This is a genomic window from Streptomyces sp. NPDC044063 (genome assembly GCF_056434285.1).
Map to the genome: position 1 here is coordinate 28,766 of NZ_JBWKFM010000003.1, position 18,578 is coordinate 47,343.

Sequence of the window (18,578 nt, forward strand, 5' to 3'; positions counted from 1 at the left end):
TGACCCGGACGGGCTGAAGAGATCAGCCCGTCCGGCGCTTAGGTCCATCTTCAACGATTCAGGTCGGCGGGCCCAAACGCGTCGGGCAGCAGCTCGGCGAGGGGACGGACGCCCGTGGTGGTGTCCACCTCCAGCTCCGGGCCGCCGTGCTCCCACAGCAGCTGACGGCAGCGGCCGCACGGCATCAGGATGTTGCCGTGGCGGTCGCAGCAGGTGAAGTGCGTCAGCCGGCCGCCGCCGGTGGCGATCAGCTCCGAGACCATGCCGCACTCGGCGCACAGGGCGACGCCGTAGGCGGCGTTCTCCACGTTGCAGCCGGTCACGGTGCGGCCGTCGTCGACGAGGGCCGCGGAACCGACGGGGAAGCCCGAGTACGGGGCGTAGGCCCGGGACATGGCGTCCCGGGCCTGCGCACGGAGGTCTTCCCAGTTCACGGAAGAGCTCACTACTTGCCCTGACCCTTCCGGTAGGGCTGACCGTCGGCCTTCGGCGGCCGCAGGCGCTGCGCGGAGAGCGACAGCACCAGCAGGGTCGCGACGTACGGGGTGGCGTCGACGAACTCCAGCGGCACGGTCGTGGTGAGGACGTACCAGACGGCGAGGGCCGCGACGACGACCCCACCGATGATCGCCTGCTTGCTCTTGCCCTTCTTCAGCTGCCAGACCACCAGGCCGACCAGCAGGACGGCCACGAGCAGCAGCAGCGCGTGGACGGTCGGGCCGCCGGAGCGCAGCTGGAGGCTGTCCATGAAGCCGAACAGGCCCGCGCCCATCGCGACGCCGCCCGGACGCCAGTTACCGAAGATCATCGTGGCGAGACCGATGTAGCCGCGGCCACCCGTCTGGCCGTCCGAGTACATGTGGGTACCGATGGCCAGGAACGCGCCGCCGAGGCCCGCGAGGGCGCCGGAGACGACCACGGCCGCGTACTTGTACGTGTAGACGTTGACGCCGAGGGACTCGGCCGCCACCGGGCTCTCACCGCAGGACCGCAGGCGCAGACCGAAGGCCGAGCGCCACAGCACGAAGAACGTGCCGACGAACAGCAGCGCCGCGACGATCGTCAGCCAGGACACGTCCGAGACGAGGCCGTCGAGCATGCCCGCCACGTCCGAGACCAGGAACCAGTGGTGCTTCTCGATCGAGTGCAGCCAGTCGGACAGACCGGGGATCGAGAAGTGACCCATGTTCTCCATGACCGGCGACTGCTTGTCGTTGCCGCCCGCCTGCTGCGCCGCGCTGCCCTCGGCACCGAACCACAGCTTGGCCAGGTACTGGGTGAAGCCCAGCGCCAGGATGTTGATCGCCACACCGGAGATGATGTGGTCGACGTTGAAGGTGACGGTGGCGACGGCGTGCACGAGGCCGCCGATCGCGCCGCCGACGATGCCGGCCGCGGCGGCCGCCCACGGGCCGTGCTGCCAGCCGATCCACCCGGCACAGAACGTGCCGAGCATCATCATGCCCTCGAGGCCGATGTTGACGACGCCCGCGCGCTCGGCCCACAGGCCGCCGAGGCCCGCGAGACCGATCGGCACGGCGGCGCCGAGGGCGCCGCTCCACTGACCGGAGGACGTCAGGTCCTCGGCACCGGTGATGACGCGCAGCGCGGACAGCAGCACGATGGCGGCCGCGATCATCAGCAGGACGACGGGGTAGGAGAGCTTGCGGCGCTCCCCCTTGTTCTTGCCGCTCAGCCGCTCCGAGAGCGCGGCGGTGAAGGTGGTGCTCACGCGGAAACCTCCGCCTTGTCGCTCTTACGCGCCTGGGCGGCGAGCTCCTCGCCGACCTTGCGCTGCTGGACCTTGAGCCCGTACCGGCGCACGATCTCGTAGGCGATGACGACGCACAGGACGATGACGCCCTGGATCACGCCGACGATCTCCTGGGCGTAGCCCTCGAACTCGAGCTGGGTGCCGGTGCGCTCCAGGAAGCCCCAGAGCAGGGCCGCGAGGGCCATGCCGAAGGGGTTGTTGCGGCCGAGCAGCGCGATGGCGATGCCCGTGAAGCCGATGCCGACGGGGAAGTCGGTGCCGTAGTTGTACGAGACGCCGAGCAGGGTCGGCATGCCGACGAGGCCGGCCATGGCGCCGGAGAGCACCATCGCGGTGATCACCATGCGCTTGACGCTGACACCGCTGGCCTGGGCCGCGGACTCGGAACGGCCCACGGTGCGCAGGTCGAAGCCGAAGCGGGTGCGGTTGAGCACGAACCAGTAGGCGACGCCCGCGAGGGCCGCGATCACGACGAAGCCGTAGATGGGCTTGGGCGTGGTCGGGATCTCGAAGAAGTGGGCGGAGTCGGGCAGGTAGGGCGTGTGGATCAGGTTGCCCTCCTTCTCCGCGAGCCGCCCGTCCTGCAGGAAGTAACCGATGACCGAGGCGCCGATGGCGTTCAGCATGATGGTGCTGATGACCTCGTTGACACCGCGGGTGGTCTTCAGGATGCCGGCGATGCCGGCCCAGATCGCACCCACGATCATCGCGACGATGATGATCACCGGGATCTGGATGAAGCCGGGCAGCGTCAGCGCGCCACCGACCACGGCGGCGAAGAAGGCCGCGATGCGGTACTGGCCGTCGACACCGATGTTGAACAGGTTCATCCGGAAGCCGATGGCCACGGCCAGCGCGGACAGGTAGTACGGCGTCGCCTTGTTGATGATCCAGACCTGGCTGTCGGCCTTGGACCCGAAGTCGATCATGACCTCGTAGGCGTGGAACGGATCCCCACCGGTGGCGGCGATGATGATCGAGGTGATGGCCAGAGCGGCCACGATCGCCAGGACCGGGGCAGCCAGACCCAGGATCATCTTGTCCTTGTCGAACTTCTTCACTTCGCGTCACCGCCTTCCTTCTTCTCGGACTTCTTGTCGGACTTCGCGTCGTCGGACTTGGTGTCGTCGGACTTGGTGTCGTCGGACTTCGCGTCGTCGGACTTCGCGTCGGACTTCTTCTCGGCCTTGTCGGCCTTCTCCTCGGGCTCGGCCTCGGCCTTCTCCTCGGACTTCCCGCCCTCGGCCGGCTTCGCCGGGGCGTCGTCCTTCGGGTCGCCGGCGCCGTCGGCGCCCTCGGCGTCCTCGCCGGACTCCTCGTGCTCCAGGTGGCCGGACGCGGCACCGGTCATGGCCGAGCCCAGCTCCTCCGGGGTGATCGTCGCCGGGTCGGCGTCGGCGACCAGGCGGCCGCGGAACATCACCCGCAGGGTGTCCGAGAGCCCGATCAGCTCGTCGAGGTCGGCGGAGATCAGCAGCACGGCCAGGCCCTCGCGGCGCGCCTCGCGGATCTGGTCCCAGATCTGCGCCTGCGCGCCGACGTCCACGCCCCGGGTGGGGTGCGCGGCGATCAGCAGCTTGGGCAGGTGGCTCATCTCGCGGCCGACGATCAGCTTCTGCTGGTTGCCGCCGGAGAGGGAGGCCGCGGTGACGTCGATACCGGGGGTGCGGACGTCGTACTCGCGCACGATCCGCTCGGTGTCGGCGCGGGCGGCCTTGATGTCGATGAGACCGCCCTTGCTGTTGGGCTTCTCGGTGACGTGGCCGAGGATGCGGTTCTCCCACAGCGGGGCCTCGAGCAGCAGGCCGTGGCGGTGACGGTCCTCGGGGATGTACCCGATGCCGTCCTCGCGGCGCTTGCGCGTGGGGGCCTTGGTGATGTCGTTGCCGTCGAGGGTGACAGTGCCGCCGTCCGGCGTCCGCATGCCCATGATGGCCTCGACGAGCTCGGCCTGGCCGTTGCCCTCGACACCCGCGAGGCCGAGGACCTCGCCCTTGTGGATGGTGAAGGTGATGCCGTCGAGCACCGAGCGGACGACGCCGTCGGAGTCGGTGGCCGACAGGTGGAGGCCGTCGACGGTGAGCATCGGCGTGTCGGTGACCGTGGACTCACGGGTCTCCGGCGACGGGAGCTCCTCACCGACCATCAGCTCGGCGAGCTGCTTGGGCGTGGTCTCGCTGGGCACCGCGGTGCCGACGGTGGTGCCGCGGCGGATGACGGTGATGTCGTCGGCGACGGAGAGCACCTCGCCGAGCTTGTGCGAGATGAAGATGACCGTCAGGCCCTCGGACTTCAGTTCGCGCAGGTTGTCGAAGAGCGCGTCGACCTCCTGCGGGACCAGGACGGCCGTCGGCTCGTCGAGGATCAGCGTGCGGGCACCGCGGTAGAGGACCTTGAGGATCTCCACGCGCTGGCGGTCGGCGACGCCGAGGTCCTCCACGAGGACGTCGGGACGCACGCCCAGGCCGTACGCGTCGGAGATCTCCTTGATCCGGGCGCGGGCCTTGTTGCCGATGCCGTGGAGCTTCTCGGCGCCGAGAACGACGTTCTCGAGGACGGTGAGGTTGTCGGCGAGCATGAAGTGCTGGTGCACCATGCCGATGCCGCGCGAGATGGCGTCGGCGGGCGTGTGCAGGGTGACCTGCTCGCCGTCCAGGGTGATGGTGCCCTCGTCCGGCTTCTGCATGCCGTAGAGGATCTTCATCAGCGTGGACTTGCCGGCGCCGTTCTCGCCGCAGAGGGCGTGGACGGTGCCGCGGCGGACCGTCAGGTGGATGTCGTGGTTGGCCACGACACCGGGGAACCGCTTGGTGATACCCGCGAGTTCCACCGCTGGGGCGGTACTGCTGGGCTCTTTGGTGGACGCTTTGATGGCGCACTCTCCTCGGGGAAAAGGAGCGGAAGCCGGATTGGGCCGTGCGGGGTAACGGGCGGTCCGGCTGGGCGGAGGCGACGCTACACGCGTCAATGGAGTGCTACGCGCGTAGCGTGACGGCGGGGAACCGCTCCCGGCCTCGGCCGGGGGCGTATGTACGGGCCCGGCGGCGAGGATTCCTCCTCGGCCACCGGGCCCGCGGTTCTTACGGGCCGGTCGGTGCCGGCCCTGTCATCACGGGGCCGTACGGACCTTGACCTGGCCGTCCACGATCTTCTTCTTCGCGGCCTCGACCTTGTCCTTGATGTCGTCGATGTAGCCACCGGAGGTGGCCAGCGACACGCCGCCGTCCTTCAGCAGGTAGGCGTGCGGGCCCGTCAGCGGCTTGCCGTCCTTGACGCTCTTGATGAGGTCGAAGACCGCCACGTCCACGTTCTTCACCACGGAGGTGAGGATGGAGCCCTTGTACTTCTCCAGGCCCGGCTGCTGGTACTGGTCGGAGTCGACGCCGATCGCCCAGGCGCCCTTCTGGCCGGCGATGGCCTCGATCGAACCGTTGCCGGAGAGGCCGGCCGCGGTGTAGATCACGTCGACACCCGAGTCGAGCATGCCCTTGGCCTTCTCCTTGGCGGCCGCCGGGTCGTTGAAGCCCTTGTCGTTGTTCGGGTACAGGTACTGCGAGGTGATCTCGACCTTGGAGTCGGTGTCCTTCGCGCCCTGCTCGAAACCGGCCTGGAACTTCTGGATCAGCGCGTTGTTCACACCGCCGATGAAGCCGACCTTGTGGCTCTTGGACTTCAGCGCGGCGGCGGCACCGGCGAGGTAGGAGCCCTCGTGCTCACCGAAGGTGATGCTGTCGATGTTCTTGCCCGGGGCAACCGAGTCGACCACGGCGAAGCTGGTCTTCGGGAAGTCCTTGGCGACCTTCTCGATCGACTTGGAGTAGTTGAAGCCCACACCGATGACGGGGTTGTAACCGGCCTCGGCGAGGGAGGTCAGCCGCTGCTCGCGGTCCGCCTCGGTCTCGCCGTTCTTGGCGGTCATCATCTTGGACTTGACGCCCAGCTCCTTCTCCGCCTTGTCGACGCCGCGGGCGGCGGACTCGTTGAAGGAGTGGTCGTCACGGCCGCCGACGTCGAACGCCAGGCCGACGCCCTTGGCATTGGAGTCACCGGACTCGGTGGAGGACTCACCACAGGCGGTGAGAGTGAATGCGAGAGCCGCGGTGCTGATGCCCGCGACAGCGATGGTGGATACCCGGCGCACGAGGGGCCCCTTCACTCGAAGCGCCTCCATTGGCGCTGGTTCGCGGGAATCGTAACGCGCGTAGATGCAGATAAAAGGGGTGCGTGCAAGCCGTTATCGATTCGTCGTTAACCAGACTTGACCGGATTGCCTACATACGGTTGCCATCCAGCAGCGCGGCGGCCGTGAACAGCTCCACCCCGACCCCGATCGCCTCCTCATCCACGTCGAAATCACCGCAATGCAGGTCACGAGGGGTGCTGTCCCCCACGGGCCGGACGCCGAGCCGGGCCATAGCGCCAGGAACCCGCTCCAGGTACCACGAAAAGTCCTCGCCACCCAGGCTCTGCTCGGTGTCCTCCACCGCGTAGCGGCCCCGGCGCGCGGTCATGGCCCGCCGGAGCAGTCCGGTGACCTCGGCGTCGTTGACCACGGGCGGGACGCCGCGGATGTAGTTGATCTCCGACTTGGCGCGGTGCAGCCCGGCGATCTCGTCGACGGCCGCGTGCACCAGGTCGGGGGCCTCCCGCCAGGTGCGCAGGTCCAGGCAGCGCACGGTGCCGGCGAGCTCGGCGTGCTGCGGGATGACGTTGCAGGCGTGACCGGTCTCCAGGCGTCCCCAGGTGACGGAGAGGCCGGACCGGGCGTCGGCGCGGCGGGCGAGGACGGCGGGCACGTCGGTGGCCACCCGGGCGACGGCGGTCACCAGGTCGGTCGTCAGGTGGGGGCGGGCGGTGTGACCGCCGGCGCCGGCCAGGGTGACCTCCAGCCGGTCGCAGGCGGAGGTGATGGCCCCGGTGCGCAGGCCGATGCGGCCGACCTCGACCTTGGGGTCGCAGTGGACGGCGAGGATGCGGCCGACACCGTCCAGGGCGCCGCACTCGATGGCGTCGAGGGCGCCGCCGGGCAGCACCTCCTCGGCGGGCTGGAAGATCAGCCGGACCGGGTTGGGCAGCAGGCCCTGTGCGGCCAGATCCGCCAGGACCAGGCCGGCGCCGAGCACGACGGTGGTGTGGACGTCGTGGCCGCAGGCGTGGGCCATCCTGGGGATCGTCGAGCGGTAGGGGACGGTCTTGGTGTCCGGGATCGGCAGCGCGTCGAGATCCGCGCGCAGGGCGAGCACGGGTCGGCCGGCGGAGGCGTACGAGGCGCCGTCACGTCCGATGTCGCAGATGAGGCCGGTGCCGCCGGTGAGGGTGCGCGGTCTGAGTCCTGCCTTCTCGAGCCGGGTCCGGACCGCCGCGGTGGTACGGAACTCACGGTTTCCGAGCTCGGGATGCATGTGCAAGTCCCGGCGGAACTCGATGAGTTCGGCGCGCAGCCCGTCGGGGAGCGCGCCGGGCAGATCGCCGTGGGCGGTTTCGGGATCGGCTTCGCAGGGCATCAGATGATTCACCCTGCGAAGAGTAGAGCCCCGAATGGGGCAACTGTCCCTCGATCACAAAAAGTTCAGCCGCATGGATGGGTCCGTCGAGGGGTATGACCCGTAATTACGGCCTACGTCGTAGACGCTGATGCGTACGGCAGTCGACGCACATCGCGCGCGGTGCCGGTCACTCCGGACAAGAAGTCCTCAGCCCGGGGGGAAGCGTGTTCGGTGAGCCAGGCGGGGTCGATGTCGCACACCGCGACGCCCACGCCCGTGCCCGCCAGGGCCAGCGGCAGGGTGTGCACGACGGTGGAGGGGAAGCTCAGGATCGTCCGGCCGATGGGGCCGCGGCGGGCCACGAGCTCCAGCGGCAGCTCGGGGCGGACGACCTCCAGGCCCAGGCCGGAGGCTATGCGGCGGAGCTTGTCGGGCCGCTCGCGGCGGTGGGCGAAGTAGCGGGTGGCGCCGTGGGCGCGGGCCAGAGCGGCCACCGCCTCCAGATAGCGCTCGGCGTCCACGACGCCGGTCTCGACGAGCGAGGTGCCCACGAGATCGGTGCCGCCGGTCAGCCGCGGCGGCCCGTAGGCGGCCCGGGTCCAGGAGAAGTCGTTGGCCGTGACCATCACTCCGGGGGGCGGTTCGACCGGCATGGAGGTGAAGACCTCCACCGAACGGTGGTTGTTCGGGGTGAGCTTCCGGCGCGCTGATGCGGAGACGGGCGCGAGGAGCAGTTCCCGCGCCCCCCGTGTGCTCGTACTGCCGGCGCGGTGCCAGCGCACGAGGCGTTCGCCCCGCGCCAGTTGGGAGACGAACTCCATCGTCGCCGTGCCGTCGTCCACCACCACCAGCTCCCGGGCCCGCGCGAGGGTGAGCAGCAGCTGGACGTAGCGCGAGAAGGGGTCGCCGATGACCACCCGGCGGGCCCGGCGCAGCGGCCCGGCCAGCGCGCCGACGGTGGCGAAGGGGGCGCCGGGCCCGCCGCGGGCCTCCTCCCAGCGGACCCGGTGGCCCTGGTCCCGGGCCAGTTCGGCCATCCGGCGCAGCTGACCGCGGGTCATGGGGTCGTGCGGGGCCAGCACCACGACGAGGAGGTCGCCGCCCAGCGGGGTGATGTCCCGCGGCCCGGGCTGGCGCGGCACGCCGTCGCACGGCGGAGCGCCACCCTGGGTGTAGCGGGCCGCGTGGTACGCCCATTCGAGGACGTTCAGCAGCTGGACGGGGCTTTCGACGAAGGCCAGCGTGGGGGCGGTGCCCCCGGCGCGCCGGGGCCCCCGGAGGCGGCGGGCGGGAGTTCCCCCCGCCTCCGGGGGCGGGCCGGGATCCGGCCCCTCGGGTGTGGTCACCGGGCGCCCGTCAGACCGCTACGGGTTCGCGGTGGCCGGCCTCGGCGACGACGCCGGCGACGCGGCGCAGCTTGCGCATGGGGGCCAGCTCGCTGTCGTAGACCCGCTTCACGCCGTCGCCGAGCGACTCCTCGACCACGCGGATGTCGCGCACGAGCCGCTGGAGGCCGCCGGGTTCGACGGAGGCGGCCTGGTCGGAGCCCCACATGGCCCGGTCGAGGGTGATGTGGCGCTCGACGAAGGCGGCGCCGAGGGCGACGGCGGCGAGGGTGGTCTGGAGGCCGGTCTCGTGGCCGGAGTAGCCGATGGGGACGTTGGGGTACTCGGCCTGGAGGGTGTTGATCACCCGCAGGTTGAGCTCGGCGGCCTTGGCCGGGTAGGTGGAGGTGGCGTGGCAGAGCACGATGTTCTCGCTGCCGAGCACCTCGACGGCGTGCCGGATCTGCTGCGGGGTGGACATGCCGGTGGAGAGGATCACCGTACGGCCGGTGGCGCGCAGGGTGCGCAGCAGCTCGTCGTCGGTGAGGGAGGCGGAGGCGACCTTGTGCGCGGGGACGTCGAACTTCTCCAGGAAGGCGACGGACTCGGTGTCCCACGGCGAGGCGAACCAGGCGATGCCGCGCTCCCGGCAGTACGCGTCGATGCGGCGGTACTCCTCCTCGCCGAACTCCACGCGGTGGCGGTAGTCGATGTAGGTCATCCGGCCCCAGGGCGTGTCGCGCTCCAGCTCCCACTGGTCGCGCGGGGTGCAGATCTCGGGGGTGCGCTTCTGGAACTTCACCGCGTCGCAGCCCGCGTCGGCGGCGGCGTCGATGAGGGCGAACGCGTTCTCGAGGTCACCGTTGTGGTTGATGCCGATCTCGCCGGTGATGTAGACGGGCCGACCGGGACCGATGACCCGGTCGCCGAGGGTGCGGGTGCGCGGGGCGGGGTTCATGCGTCGGGTTCCTTAGGGAGTGGGGAGGGAGCGGAAGGAAGGCGGGAGGGGACGGGGAAGGGGAAGGGGGCGGGGCCGGGGCGGCGGGGCGTCAGAGGGAAGGGCCCAGCAGCCAGCCGGCGATCTCGCGGACGGCTCCGGCGCCGCCGGGCGCCGCGGTCACCGCGCGGGCGGCGGCGCGGACGGGTCCGTGGGCGTCGGCGACGGCCACGGGCCAGCCGACGAGACCGAAGCAGGGCAGGTCGTTGACGTCGTTGCCGGCGTAGAGCACCCGCTGGGGCTCGATACCGCGCTCCTCGCACCACTGTTTGAGGGCGACGTCCTTGCGCTCGCTCCCGTGGATGACGGGCACGCCGAGCTTGCGGCCGCGGGCGGCGACGACGGGGTTGGTCTCGGTGGAGAGGATCAGCAGATCCAGCCCGGCCCGGCGCAGGGCGGCGACACCGAGCCCGTCGCCGCGGTGGACGGCGACGACTTCGCGCCCGTCGGCGTCGATGAGGACGCGGTCGTCGGTCTGGGTGCCGTCGAAGTCGAGGACGACGGCGTCCACGTCGTCCCGGGTGGGCAGCGTGGCGGGCGTGGCGGCGTCGAGGAGGGGCGCGAGCGCGCGGGCCCGGGCGAGGTCGTGCGGGTCGTCGATCTCCAGGACGCGGGCGGGGTCGGTACGGACGAGGTCGGTGCGGCCGAAGAAACGGTGGCGGGTCTCGCGGAAGCCGGTGGCTTCCATGGCGTAGGCGGCCCCGGTCTCCAGGAGGTCCTGGGGGCGGTCCTGGCGGCGGGGGCGGGTCGATTTGTGGTGGTTGACGCCGCAGGTGGCCTCGGCCCCCTCCTCCCGCCACACGAAGCCATGGAACGGCGCCGCGGTCAGCGCGCTGTCCGCCCCGCCCTCCACGACTGCCCGGGCCACCCCGTCCACATCCTCCGCCGTGAGGAACGGGCTGGTGCACTGCACGAGCAGCACCGTGCCGGCCGGCCGGCCGGTCGTGGCCTCGTGGACGTCCATGGCGTGCAGCACGGCCGCCTCGCTGGTGGCGGTGTCCCCGGCGATGGCCGGGGGCCGCTGGACCACGACGGCACCGGCGTCGCGCGCCGTGGCGGCGATGGCGGGGTCGTCCGTGGAGACGATCACGTCCGTGACCAGGTGCGCGGCCCGGCAGGCGCGGACGGCGCGGGCGACCAGCGGGACGCCTCCGACGGGGGCGAGGTTCTTGGCGGGCACGCCCTTGGATCCGCCGCGTGCGGGGATGACGGCCAGGACGGCCGGTGGGGCGGACATCGTGTGCTCCTTGGGGTGACGGGTGGCCGGCCGGGGCGTCACAGCTCCCCCAGCCGGCGGATGGCGGGCGCCACGCGCTGCACCCCGTGGCGGTACGCGCCGCGCGCCATGTCCCGCAGCGCGCCGCGCGTGGCACGGCGCAGCGCGCTCTCCTCGCGCTCGGGAGCGGCCCGGCCCGGCAGGGGCCGGCCGTGCGGGTCGAAGCCGTGGCGGGCGAGCAGGGCGGGGAGGTGGCCGGGGGCGGTGCGGGGTGTGTAGTAGGGGGCGAGCGGGGGGAGCGTGGAGCGGGCGGCCAGATCGGCGACGCGCTCGCGGGCGACGTCGAAGGCGTGCTCGTACGTGCCGTCGGCGGCGACGCCCTGCCGGGCCGTCCAGGCGGGGTCGGGCGCGGGGAGCCGGCCGGCGTCGAGGTCGTCCCAGGAGGCGAGGCAGCCGGAGCCGAGGAAGTGGTGGTTGCCGAGCGGTTCGCGGATGCCGAGGTCGGTGAGGACCGCCGTGGGGATCGCGCGGTGGAGCGCTTCGAGGGCGGCGGTGGAGCTGACGGTCACCAGCAGGTCGGTGCGGTCGAGGACGTCGCCCATGTGCCCGTAGACGAGGCGGCAGTTGGCGGGCAGGCCACCGGGGAGGCGGGCGGCGAGCTTCTGGTACGGGTGTTCCTCGATGTGGGTGGTGTGCTCGCCGGGCTTGCTGCGGAGCTTGATCAGCACCTGTCGTCCGGGGTGGAGGCGGGCGTGCCCGGCGGCGCGTTCGAGCAGGTAGGTCCGGTCGGCGCGGCTCTCGGGCACGGACGGCTGGGCGGCGAAGACCACGGTGTAGGGGCGGTCCTGCGCCGGCCCGGCGTAGCGGTCGCCGCCGAGGAAGGGCAGGGCGCACTCGGTGACGCTCTCCTGGGGGGCGCCCGCTCCGGCGTAGACGGCCCGGAAGCGTTCGGCGTCGTGGCGGGAGTTGGCCAGGACGACGTCCGCGCCGTGCCGCAGCAGCAGTCCGTCGGCGAGCTTCTCGTAGACGACGCCGACGTAGCCGGTGACGACGACGGGGCGCCGGGGGGAGGGCCCCCAGGCGTGGCCGAGGCCGTGCAGCAGGGCCTGCACCGCGCCGCCGACGCAGGCGAGGACGAGCACGTCGTACCGGTCCCGGTCCGCGACGGCGGTGAACTCCGCGCCGGTGACCTCACGCAGCGCGTCGGCGTGGACGCCGACCTCCGCGAGCTGGCGGACGGTGGGGGTCGCGCGGCCCCTGAGCAGGAAGCCGTCGAGGCGGGCGCCGGGCGCGAGCCGGTGCGCGGTGAGCGCCCCCCATTTCCACCGGGTGTCGGAGTCCGCGAGCACGGCGATCCGGAGCGATGCATCGGTACGTGATGGCACGTGGCCGACGATAGAAATGCATTCCGTTTCGTTGCCCAACGGGACTTCAACAGCCGGTAAACAGCACACCGACGGTCGGCGAATCGGTTGACGGCCAGGGGTGGTTCACAATTCCGCCGCTCTTCGTTCATCTGCGCTTGCGCTCCGCGTCAGAACGAATGCCGGGGCGGCACATAGCGTCACGCGCGTGGTCAAGCTCTCCGTCGTCGTGCCGTTCTACAACGTGCAGACATATGCCCCCGACACACTGCGAAGCCTGCGCGCGAACGCACGCGAGGACTTCGAATTCATTCTCGTCGACGACTGTTCGACGGACGGCACGTCCGGGGTGCTGGAGCGCGCCGCGCGCGAGCTGCCGGGCGCCGTGCTGCTGCGGCACGCGACGAACGGCGGCCTGGCCACCGCCCGCAACACCGGGCTGGACGCCGCCCGCGGGCGCTACATCACCTTCCTCGACGGCGACGACTGGCTGGCGCCCGGGTACTACGCGCGGCTCGTGGAGGTCGCCGAGGAACTGGACGTCGACTTCGTCCGCACCGACCACGTGCAGTGCACCGGCCGGAACCGGACGATCCACCGGGCGCCCGTCGGCCGCCGCGGGGTCGCCCTGGACCCGCGCGGGGCGATACTGCCCATCGACCGCTCCACCTCGGTCGACTATGCCTACGCGTGGGCGGGCGTCTACCACCGGCGGCTGCTGGACGACGGCCTGCTGCACTTCGTACCGGGCCTGCGCACCGCCGAGGACCGGCCGTGGATCTGGCGGCTGCACCGCGAGGCGCGGTCCTTCGCGGTCGCCGGGCTGCTCGGCGTCTTCTACCGCCGCGGGGTCACCACCTCGCTCACGCAGATCGGTGACGTACGGCAGCTCGATTTCATTCGCGCATTCGACACGGTATTGACGGAAACGGCCGGAGATCCGGACGCGGAGAAACTCCTGCCGAAGGCCGTCCGTACGTACTGCGCGATTATCGCGCACCACCTCGGTTCCATCGAACGATTCGAACCGGCGGTCGCCCGGAAACTCCGTTCGATGAGCGCCGCCGCGCTGAAACGCATGCCGCGCGAACTCGTCGACGACGCCGTGAATTCCATGGACGAGGACCGCGCGGTCCGGCTGCGCCGGCTCCGCCGCCGGACGGCCGTGGTGCCACAGCCCTCCGCCGCACCCGCGGCACCCTCCACGCCCTCCACACCTTCCGCACCCTCCACACCTTCCGCACCCTCCGCACCTTCCGCACCTTCCGCACCGGAGGTGGCCGCCTGATGCCGCCGACCCCGATGTCACCGACGGCGGGCACCCGTCCCCGCACCCAGCTCTTCCTGGCCTCGACGCTCTACGGCGCCGCCACGCTCGCCGCCGCCCTCGACGCCGGCCTCCTCCCCGCCGCCGGCCGCAGGCTGCTGATCGTCTCCAACTCCGCCGCCGTGCCCGAGACCACCCCCGCCTTCGACGAGGCGCCCGGCTTCGAACGGCTGCGCACCCGCTTCGACGGGGTGCTCTCCTGGAACGACACCATCAGCCCCTTCCACCCCGCCGGCTGGTCGCCGCGCCCGGACGACGCCCCCCTGTGGGAGCGCCACCTGAGGCTGCTGTGGGGGCTGGGCGACGACGACGTGGCCATCGTCCTGGAGTCCCTCCAGGTCAACCCCGCCCTCGCGCTCGCCCAGGTGTTCCCCGACGCGCCCATCGACGTCTACGCCGACGGGCTGATGAGCTACGGTCCCACGCGCAGCAAGCTGGACCCGCTGATCGGCACCCGGGTGCGCCGCCTCCTCCACCTCGACCTCGTACCGGGCCTGAAGCCCCTGCTGCTCACGGAGTTCGGGGTGGTGCCGGAGATCGTGCCCGGCGAGGTCTTCACCAAGGTGCTGGGCGAGCTCGCCGACGCGGCGGCGCCCGAGCTGCCCGACGCGCCCGAGGGCGCCGCCCTGCTGCTCGGCCAGTACCTGTCCGCGCTGGACATCCTCACGCCCGAGGAGGAGGAACGCCTCCATGTGCGCATGCTGCGCGGCGCCGTCGGGCGCGGCCACCGCACCCTGTTGTTCAAGCCCCATCCGTCGGCGCCCGCCCGCTGGTCACGGCTGCTGGAGGAGGAGGCGGACCGGCTCGGCGCGGCCCTGACCGTCCTCGACGCGCCCGTCCTGGCCGAGGTGGTCTACCAGCGGCTGCGGCCCGCGCTGGTCGTCGCCTGCTTCTCCACCGCACTGCTCACCGCCCGCACCTTCTACGGGCTGCCGGTCGCCCGGGCGGGCACGGACCTGCTGCTGGAGCGGCTCTCCCCGTACCAGAACAGCAACCGCGTACCGGTGACCATCGTGGACGCGCTGCTGCCGGACGTCGAGGACGAGGCGGCGCCGGACGACGGCGTGCCCGCGAAGGACCGCCTGGACGACCGGCCGGGCGACCGGCAGGACGACCGGGCGGGCGACCGGCAGGACGACCGGGCGGGCGACCGCGCCGACGACCGGTTGGACGACCTGCTGGCCGCCGTCGGCTACGCCATGCAGCCGCAGATCCACCCGGGGCTGCGCCCCGCCGCCGAGCGCTACCTGTCCACCCGGCTCAACACCCGCACCTGGCGCTACTTCAAGCGCCGCAGACTCACCGCGCTGGCGCTGCCCGGCGCGATCCCCTCCCAACTCGCCTTCCTGCCGCGCAATCCCGCCGTCCGCCGGATCGCCCGCCGGGCGCGTGCGATGCGCAGGCGGCTGCTGAAGAGGAAGAAGACGGTGACGCCCGCATGACGACGGTCCAGGCTCCCGGCACCGCACGGCCCGAGGCCACCGCCACCGCTCCGCCCTCCGTCCCGGGCGCGGTGCCCGAGGGCGACGGCAAGGGCAAGGAGAAGGGGCAGGACAAGGGGAAGGGGCGGCGGGCCGGCGGCCGGTTGTACGCCCTGGACGGGCTGCGGCTGATAGCCGCGCTGATGGTGGCCTGCTACCACTACGGCGGCCGCGACGGCGACGTGAGCCGGGCGTGGGGCGCGTCGCCGCGCCACGAGTTCCCGCATCTGTCGTCGGCCTTCGCCTACGGCTGCCTCGGGGTGCAGATCTTCTTCGTCATCAGCGGTTTCGTGATCTGCATGAGCGGCTGGGGCCGCCCGCTGCGCTCCTTCCTCGCCTCCCGCGCCGCCCGCCTCTACCCCGCCTACTGGGCCGCCATCGTGCTCGTCGTCGCCGCCTTCGCGCTGCCCTGGGTGCCGTACCGGCCGCCGTCGGCCAGCGACGTGCTGGTCAACCTGACGATGCTGCAGCAACCGGCGGGCGCCGAGCGGGTGCTGGGGGTGTGCTGGACGCTCTGGGCGGAGGTGCGCTTCTACGCGTTGTTCGCCCTGTGCGTGGTGCTGCCGGGGGCGACGCGGCGGCGGGTGGTGCTGTTCTGCGCGGGGTGGACGCTGATGACGGTCGTCACGACGGCGTCCCATGTGGAGTTCCTGCGCGTGGTGTTCATGCCGGAGTACTCCTCGTTCTTCATCGGCGGCATCGGCCTCTATCTGCTCCACCGCTTCGGCCACGACGCCGTGGCCTGGGGCATCGTGGGCGTGAGCTTCCTGCTGGGCCAGCACTACGCGGTGGCGGGCCTGTGGCACCCCGCGAACCCGCACTACTTCTCGTACCGCTCGGCCCTCGTCATCATCGGCGTCCTGGCGCTCGGCTACGCGCTGGTGGCGGCGATCGCGCTGGGCCGTGCCGGGTGGGCGCGGTGGCGCTGGCTGCCGTTCGCCGGGGCGCTGACGTACCCGTTCTACCTGGTGCACGAACACCTCGGGTGGGTGGTCATCGGCGCGCTGCACCGGGGGCTGGGCGTGCCGTCGGCCGTCACGTTCGCGCTGACCGTGACGACGATGCTGGTGCTGGCGTGGGCGCTGCACCGCTGGGTGGAACGCCGCTGGACACCGGCCCTGCGCGCGGCCCTCGACGGCCGGCGCGGGGCGGGTCACGGAAACGGGGTCAGCGGTCGGCGTCCGGCGTGAGCAGCGTGGCCTCGATGCCGGCGACGACGGCGCGCAACCCGGCCTCGAAGCCGGCCTCGAGGTCCTCGAAGAACTCCCAGCCCGCCTCGGTCGCGAGGGGGTACCCCTCCAGCCGCCGGGCCCGGTCGGTCAGCTCGTAGGCGGGGTCCCGCTCCCCACCGGGGATCGGGTGCACCGACTGCTCCTCGATCACGTACCCCATCGTGTACGAGGAGAGGGTGAACCAGGCGCGGGCGGCGGCGCGCGGCGTGAAGCCGGCGGCCACGAGCGCCCGCATCATCCCCTCCACCGGGCCGGCGTACCCGGCGTCGGTGAAGCGCGTGCCCCCGAAGACCTTGGCCCCGTCGCGGTAGCCGAGCAGGCAGCGCCGCTCGACCCGGGCCGCACCGGCGAGGAACTCCCGCCAGTCGTCCTGGGCGAGGGCGCTGAAGGGCCCCGTCATGCGACGGAACATCTCGGTGGCCATCTCGTCGAGCAGTTCCTGCTTGTTCTTGAAGTGCCAGTACAGGGCCGGGGCCTGGACGTTCAGCTCCTTGGCGATCCTGCGCAGGGTGAGGCCTTCGAGACCCACCTCGTTGAGCAGGCGGAGTGCGGTTCCGGCCACTTGGGTCCGGTCGATGCGAGGTGCCACCTTGACAGCTTAACAACGTTCAGTTCACCCTGGGAGGGCAGCGAACTTAACAGCGTTAAGCACGGCAGGGGGAAGGGACGCCATGACCATGCAGACGAGCACGAACGCGGGCACGAGCGCGGGCACGAGCGCGGGCACGAGCGCGGGCACGAACGCGAACGCGGGGACGGACACCGGGGCGGGGGCAGCCGAGGGCCTGACCGAGGTCCTGATCGTGGGAGCGGGGCCGACCGGACTGGTCCTGGCCATCGATCTGGCCCGGCGCGGCATCCGCCACCGCCTCGTGGAACGCTCCGACGGCGGCTTCCCGGGCTCGCGCGGCACCGGCATCCAGCCGCGCACCCTGGAGCTCCTCGACGACCTGGGCGCCGTCGACGCCCTCATGGCGGCCAGCGGCCCGGTGCCTGCCGTCCAGAGCTGGCAGGGGACCGAGCGCACCGCGCGCTGGAACCTGACCGAAGCGGCCGAGGACTCCCCCGGCATCCCCTACCCCGAGGTCCGGATGCTGCCGCAGTGGCGCACGGTCGAGATCCTCTGCGCGCGTCTCGAGGAGCTGGGCGGCACGGTCGAGTTCGACACCGAGCTCACCGGCTTCACCCAGGACGCGGACGGCGTCACCGGCACCCTGCGCCACCCCGACGGGACGACCGGGACCGTACGCGCCCAGTGGCTCGTCGCCGCCGACGGCGGCCGCAGCACCGTCCGCGCGGCCCTCGGCGTCCCCTTCACCGGCGAACAGATCGACCCGTACCCGGCGCTGATAGCCGACGTCATGCTCGGCGGCCCGGACCGCGCCGAGATCGACCGCGGGAGCTGGCACATGTGGCAGACGGCGCCGGGCGGCCTGGTCGCCCTGCGACCGCTGGAGGGCACGGAGACCGTGCAGGTCATCGCCGGTTTCGCGGAGACGGACCGGCGGATCGACACCGACCGCGACGCCACGCCGGAGGCGCTGACCCGGCTCCTCACGGAGCGCACCGGCCTCCGCCTGGAGGTGGACGAGGTGCGCTGGGCGTCCGGCTACCGGGCCCGTATGGCCATGGCGGAACGGTTCCGCTCCGGCCGGGTGTTCCTGGCCGGGGACGCGGCCCACGTCCACTCCCCCGCGGGCGGGCAGGGCCTGAACACCAGCGTGCAGGACGCGTACAACCTCGGCTGGAAGCTGGCCGCCGTGCTCCGGCTGGGCGCGGACGAGACGCTGCTGGACTCGTACGACGCCGAACGCCGGGGCGTCGCGGCCGAGGTGCTGGGCCTGAGCAGCCGCGTCCACCGGGCGGACCGCCACGGCACCGAGAACCGCTGGCGGCGGGGCCGCGAGACCCACCAGCTGACGTTGGGCTACCGCGAGGGCCCGCTCACCCGCGAGCTGCGGAGGGACCTGACCGAGGACGCGCTGCGCGCCGGCGACCGCGCGCCGGACGCGCCGTGCCGGGACGCGTCGGGGGCGGAGACGCGCCTGTTCGACGTGTTCCGGGGGCCGCACTTCACCCTGCTGGTGGTGACGGACGTACCGGACTTCGAGGGCCCGAAGGCGGAGTGGCTGCGGACGTTCCGCCCGGTGGACTCCGAGGGCCATGTGAAGGGGGCGTACGGGTCGGGGCTGTTCCTGGTCCGGCCGGACGGGTACGTGGCGGTGGCGACGGACGACCCGGAGGACGTACGGGCCTACGTGGCCGGGCTGTCCGCCTGATGCGACACGGAAGCGGGGGGGGGGGGGGGGGGGGGGGCGGGGCCTCCTCTTTTTGTGTTGGGGAGGGGCGAAGAAGAAAGAAGAAAACGAACCCCAA

The 18,578-nt window shown here is 71.9% G+C and carries 14 protein-coding genes and 1 pseudogene; 4 read left to right on the top strand and 11 right to left on the bottom strand.

The features are described from left to right. Window positions 1-50: 50 nt before the first annotated feature. The 10 genes and pseudogenes from AC07BS_RS05405 to AC07BS_RS05450 all read right to left on the bottom strand — a co-directional run bounded on the left by AC07BS_RS05405 (window position 51) and on the right by AC07BS_RS05450 (window position 12,147). On the bottom strand, window positions 51-434 hold the full coding sequence (locus tag AC07BS_RS05405) for a cytidine deaminase (RefSeq protein ID WP_478646036.1): 384 nt from the start codon (window positions 432-434) through the stop codon (window positions 51-53). A gap of 11 nt (window positions 435-445) precedes the next feature. Then, window positions 446-1,732: an ABC transporter permease gene (locus tag AC07BS_RS05410; RefSeq protein WP_478646038.1), complete on the bottom strand. Its 1,287-nt coding sequence runs from the start codon at window positions 1,730-1,732 to the stop codon at window positions 446-448. Beyond that, a complete protein-coding gene (locus AC07BS_RS05415) occupies window positions 1,729-2,811 on the bottom strand; it encodes an ABC transporter permease (RefSeq protein WP_478646719.1) in 1,083 nt (360 codons plus the stop codon). The genes AC07BS_RS05410 and AC07BS_RS05415 overlap by 4 nt, the downstream gene beginning before the upstream one ends. 245 nt (window positions 2,812-3,056) lie before the next feature. Continuing rightward, a pseudogene (locus AC07BS_RS05420) lies at window positions 3,057-4,604 on the bottom strand (ABC transporter ATP-binding protein); the annotation flags it as partial. Between the two features lie 279 nt (window positions 4,605-4,883). Beyond that, window positions 4,884-5,915, bottom strand: coding sequence for a BMP family lipoprotein (locus AC07BS_RS05425; RefSeq protein ID WP_478646042.1), 1,032 nt, complete (start codon window positions 5,913-5,915; stop codon window positions 4,884-4,886). A gap of 130 nt (window positions 5,916-6,045) precedes the next feature. Then, window positions 6,046-7,278: an amidohydrolase gene (locus tag AC07BS_RS05430; protein ID WP_478646722.1), complete on the bottom strand. Its 1,233-nt coding sequence runs from the start codon at window positions 7,276-7,278 to the stop codon at window positions 6,046-6,048. A gap of 113 nt (window positions 7,279-7,391) precedes the next feature. Next, window positions 7,392-8,606, bottom strand: coding sequence for a hypothetical protein (locus AC07BS_RS05435; protein WP_478930370.1), 1,215 nt, complete (start codon window positions 8,604-8,606; stop codon window positions 7,392-7,394). 10 nt (window positions 8,607-8,616) lie between these two features. Next, complete coding sequence (locus tag AC07BS_RS05440; RefSeq protein ID WP_478646047.1) at window positions 8,617-9,543, bottom strand: N-acetylneuraminate synthase family protein; 927 nt, start codon at window positions 9,541-9,543, stop codon at window positions 8,617-8,619. Between the two features lie 91 nt (window positions 9,544-9,634). Continuing rightward, the gene (locus AC07BS_RS05445; RefSeq protein WP_478930372.1) at window positions 9,635-10,819 is read right to left on the bottom strand and encodes a cytidylyltransferase domain-containing protein; all 1,185 of its coding nucleotides are present in this window, start codon (window positions 10,817-10,819) and stop codon (window positions 9,635-9,637) included. Window positions 10,820-10,857: 38 nt separating this feature from the next. Then, on the bottom strand, window positions 10,858-12,147 hold the full coding sequence (locus AC07BS_RS05450; protein ID WP_478930666.1) for a DUF6716 putative glycosyltransferase: 1,290 nt from the start codon (window positions 12,145-12,147) through the stop codon (window positions 10,858-10,860). Between the two features lie 223 nt (window positions 12,148-12,370). Between AC07BS_RS05450 and AC07BS_RS05455 the strand changes: the two genes are divergently transcribed. The 3 genes from AC07BS_RS05455 to AC07BS_RS05465 are packed head-to-tail and all read left to right on the top strand — an operon-like array spanning window position 12,371 to window position 16,160. After that, window positions 12,371-13,450 carry a glycosyltransferase family 2 protein gene (locus AC07BS_RS05455; RefSeq protein ID WP_478930374.1) on the top strand — a complete coding sequence of 360 codons (1,080 nt, stop codon included), beginning with the start codon at window positions 12,371-12,373 and terminating at the stop codon, window positions 13,448-13,450. Then, on the top strand, window positions 13,450-14,931 hold the full coding sequence (locus AC07BS_RS05460) for a polysialyltransferase family glycosyltransferase (RefSeq protein WP_478930376.1): 1,482 nt from the start codon (window positions 13,450-13,452) through the stop codon (window positions 14,929-14,931). Before AC07BS_RS05455 ends, AC07BS_RS05460 begins: the two co-directional genes overlap by 1 nt. Then, window positions 14,928-16,160 (top strand): acyltransferase family protein, encoded by a 1,233-nt coding sequence (locus tag AC07BS_RS05465; protein WP_478930378.1) that lies wholly within the window; start codon window positions 14,928-14,930, stop codon window positions 16,158-16,160. Before AC07BS_RS05460 ends, AC07BS_RS05465 begins: the two co-directional genes overlap by 4 nt. On the opposite strand, the gene AC07BS_RS05470 is transcribed toward AC07BS_RS05465, so the two are convergent. Beyond that, window positions 16,138-16,791 (bottom strand): TetR/AcrR family transcriptional regulator C-terminal domain-containing protein, encoded by a 654-nt coding sequence (locus tag AC07BS_RS05470; RefSeq protein ID WP_478930380.1) that lies wholly within the window; start codon window positions 16,789-16,791, stop codon window positions 16,138-16,140. The genes AC07BS_RS05465 and AC07BS_RS05470 overlap by 23 nt on opposite strands. An 82-nt stretch (window positions 16,792-16,873) precedes the next feature. Between AC07BS_RS05470 and AC07BS_RS05475 the strand changes: the two genes are divergently transcribed. Beyond that, the gene (locus AC07BS_RS05475; protein WP_478930382.1) at window positions 16,874-18,481 is read left to right on the top strand and encodes an FAD-dependent monooxygenase; all 1,608 of its coding nucleotides are present in this window, start codon (window positions 16,874-16,876) and stop codon (window positions 18,479-18,481) included. The last annotated feature ends 97 nt before the right edge of the window (window positions 18,482-18,578 follow it).

Coding starts and splice junctions, on each gene's coding strand:
- AC07BS_RS05415 (WP_478646719.1), bottom strand. CDS start 2,811: ATGATCCTGGGTCTGGCTGCCCCGGTCCTGGCGATCGTGGCCGCTCTG.
- AC07BS_RS05430 (WP_478646722.1), bottom strand. CDS start 7,278: ATGCCCTGCGAAGCCGATCCCGAAACCGCCCACGGCGATCTGCCCGGC.
- AC07BS_RS05440 (WP_478646047.1), bottom strand. CDS start 9,543: ATGAACCCCGCCCCGCGCACCCGCACCCTCGGCGACCGGGTCATCGGT.
- AC07BS_RS05445 (WP_478930372.1), bottom strand. CDS start 10,819: ATGTCCGCCCCACCGGCCGTCCTGGCCGTCATCCCCGCACGCGGCGGA.
- AC07BS_RS05460 (WP_478930376.1), top strand. CDS start 13,450: ATGCCGCCGACCCCGATGTCACCGACGGCGGGCACCCGTCCCCGCACC.
- AC07BS_RS05465 (WP_478930378.1), top strand. CDS start 14,928: ATGACGACGGTCCAGGCTCCCGGCACCGCACGGCCCGAGGCCACCGCC.
- AC07BS_RS05475 (WP_478930382.1), top strand. CDS start 16,874: ATGACCATGCAGACGAGCACGAACGCGGGCACGAGCGCGGGCACGAGC.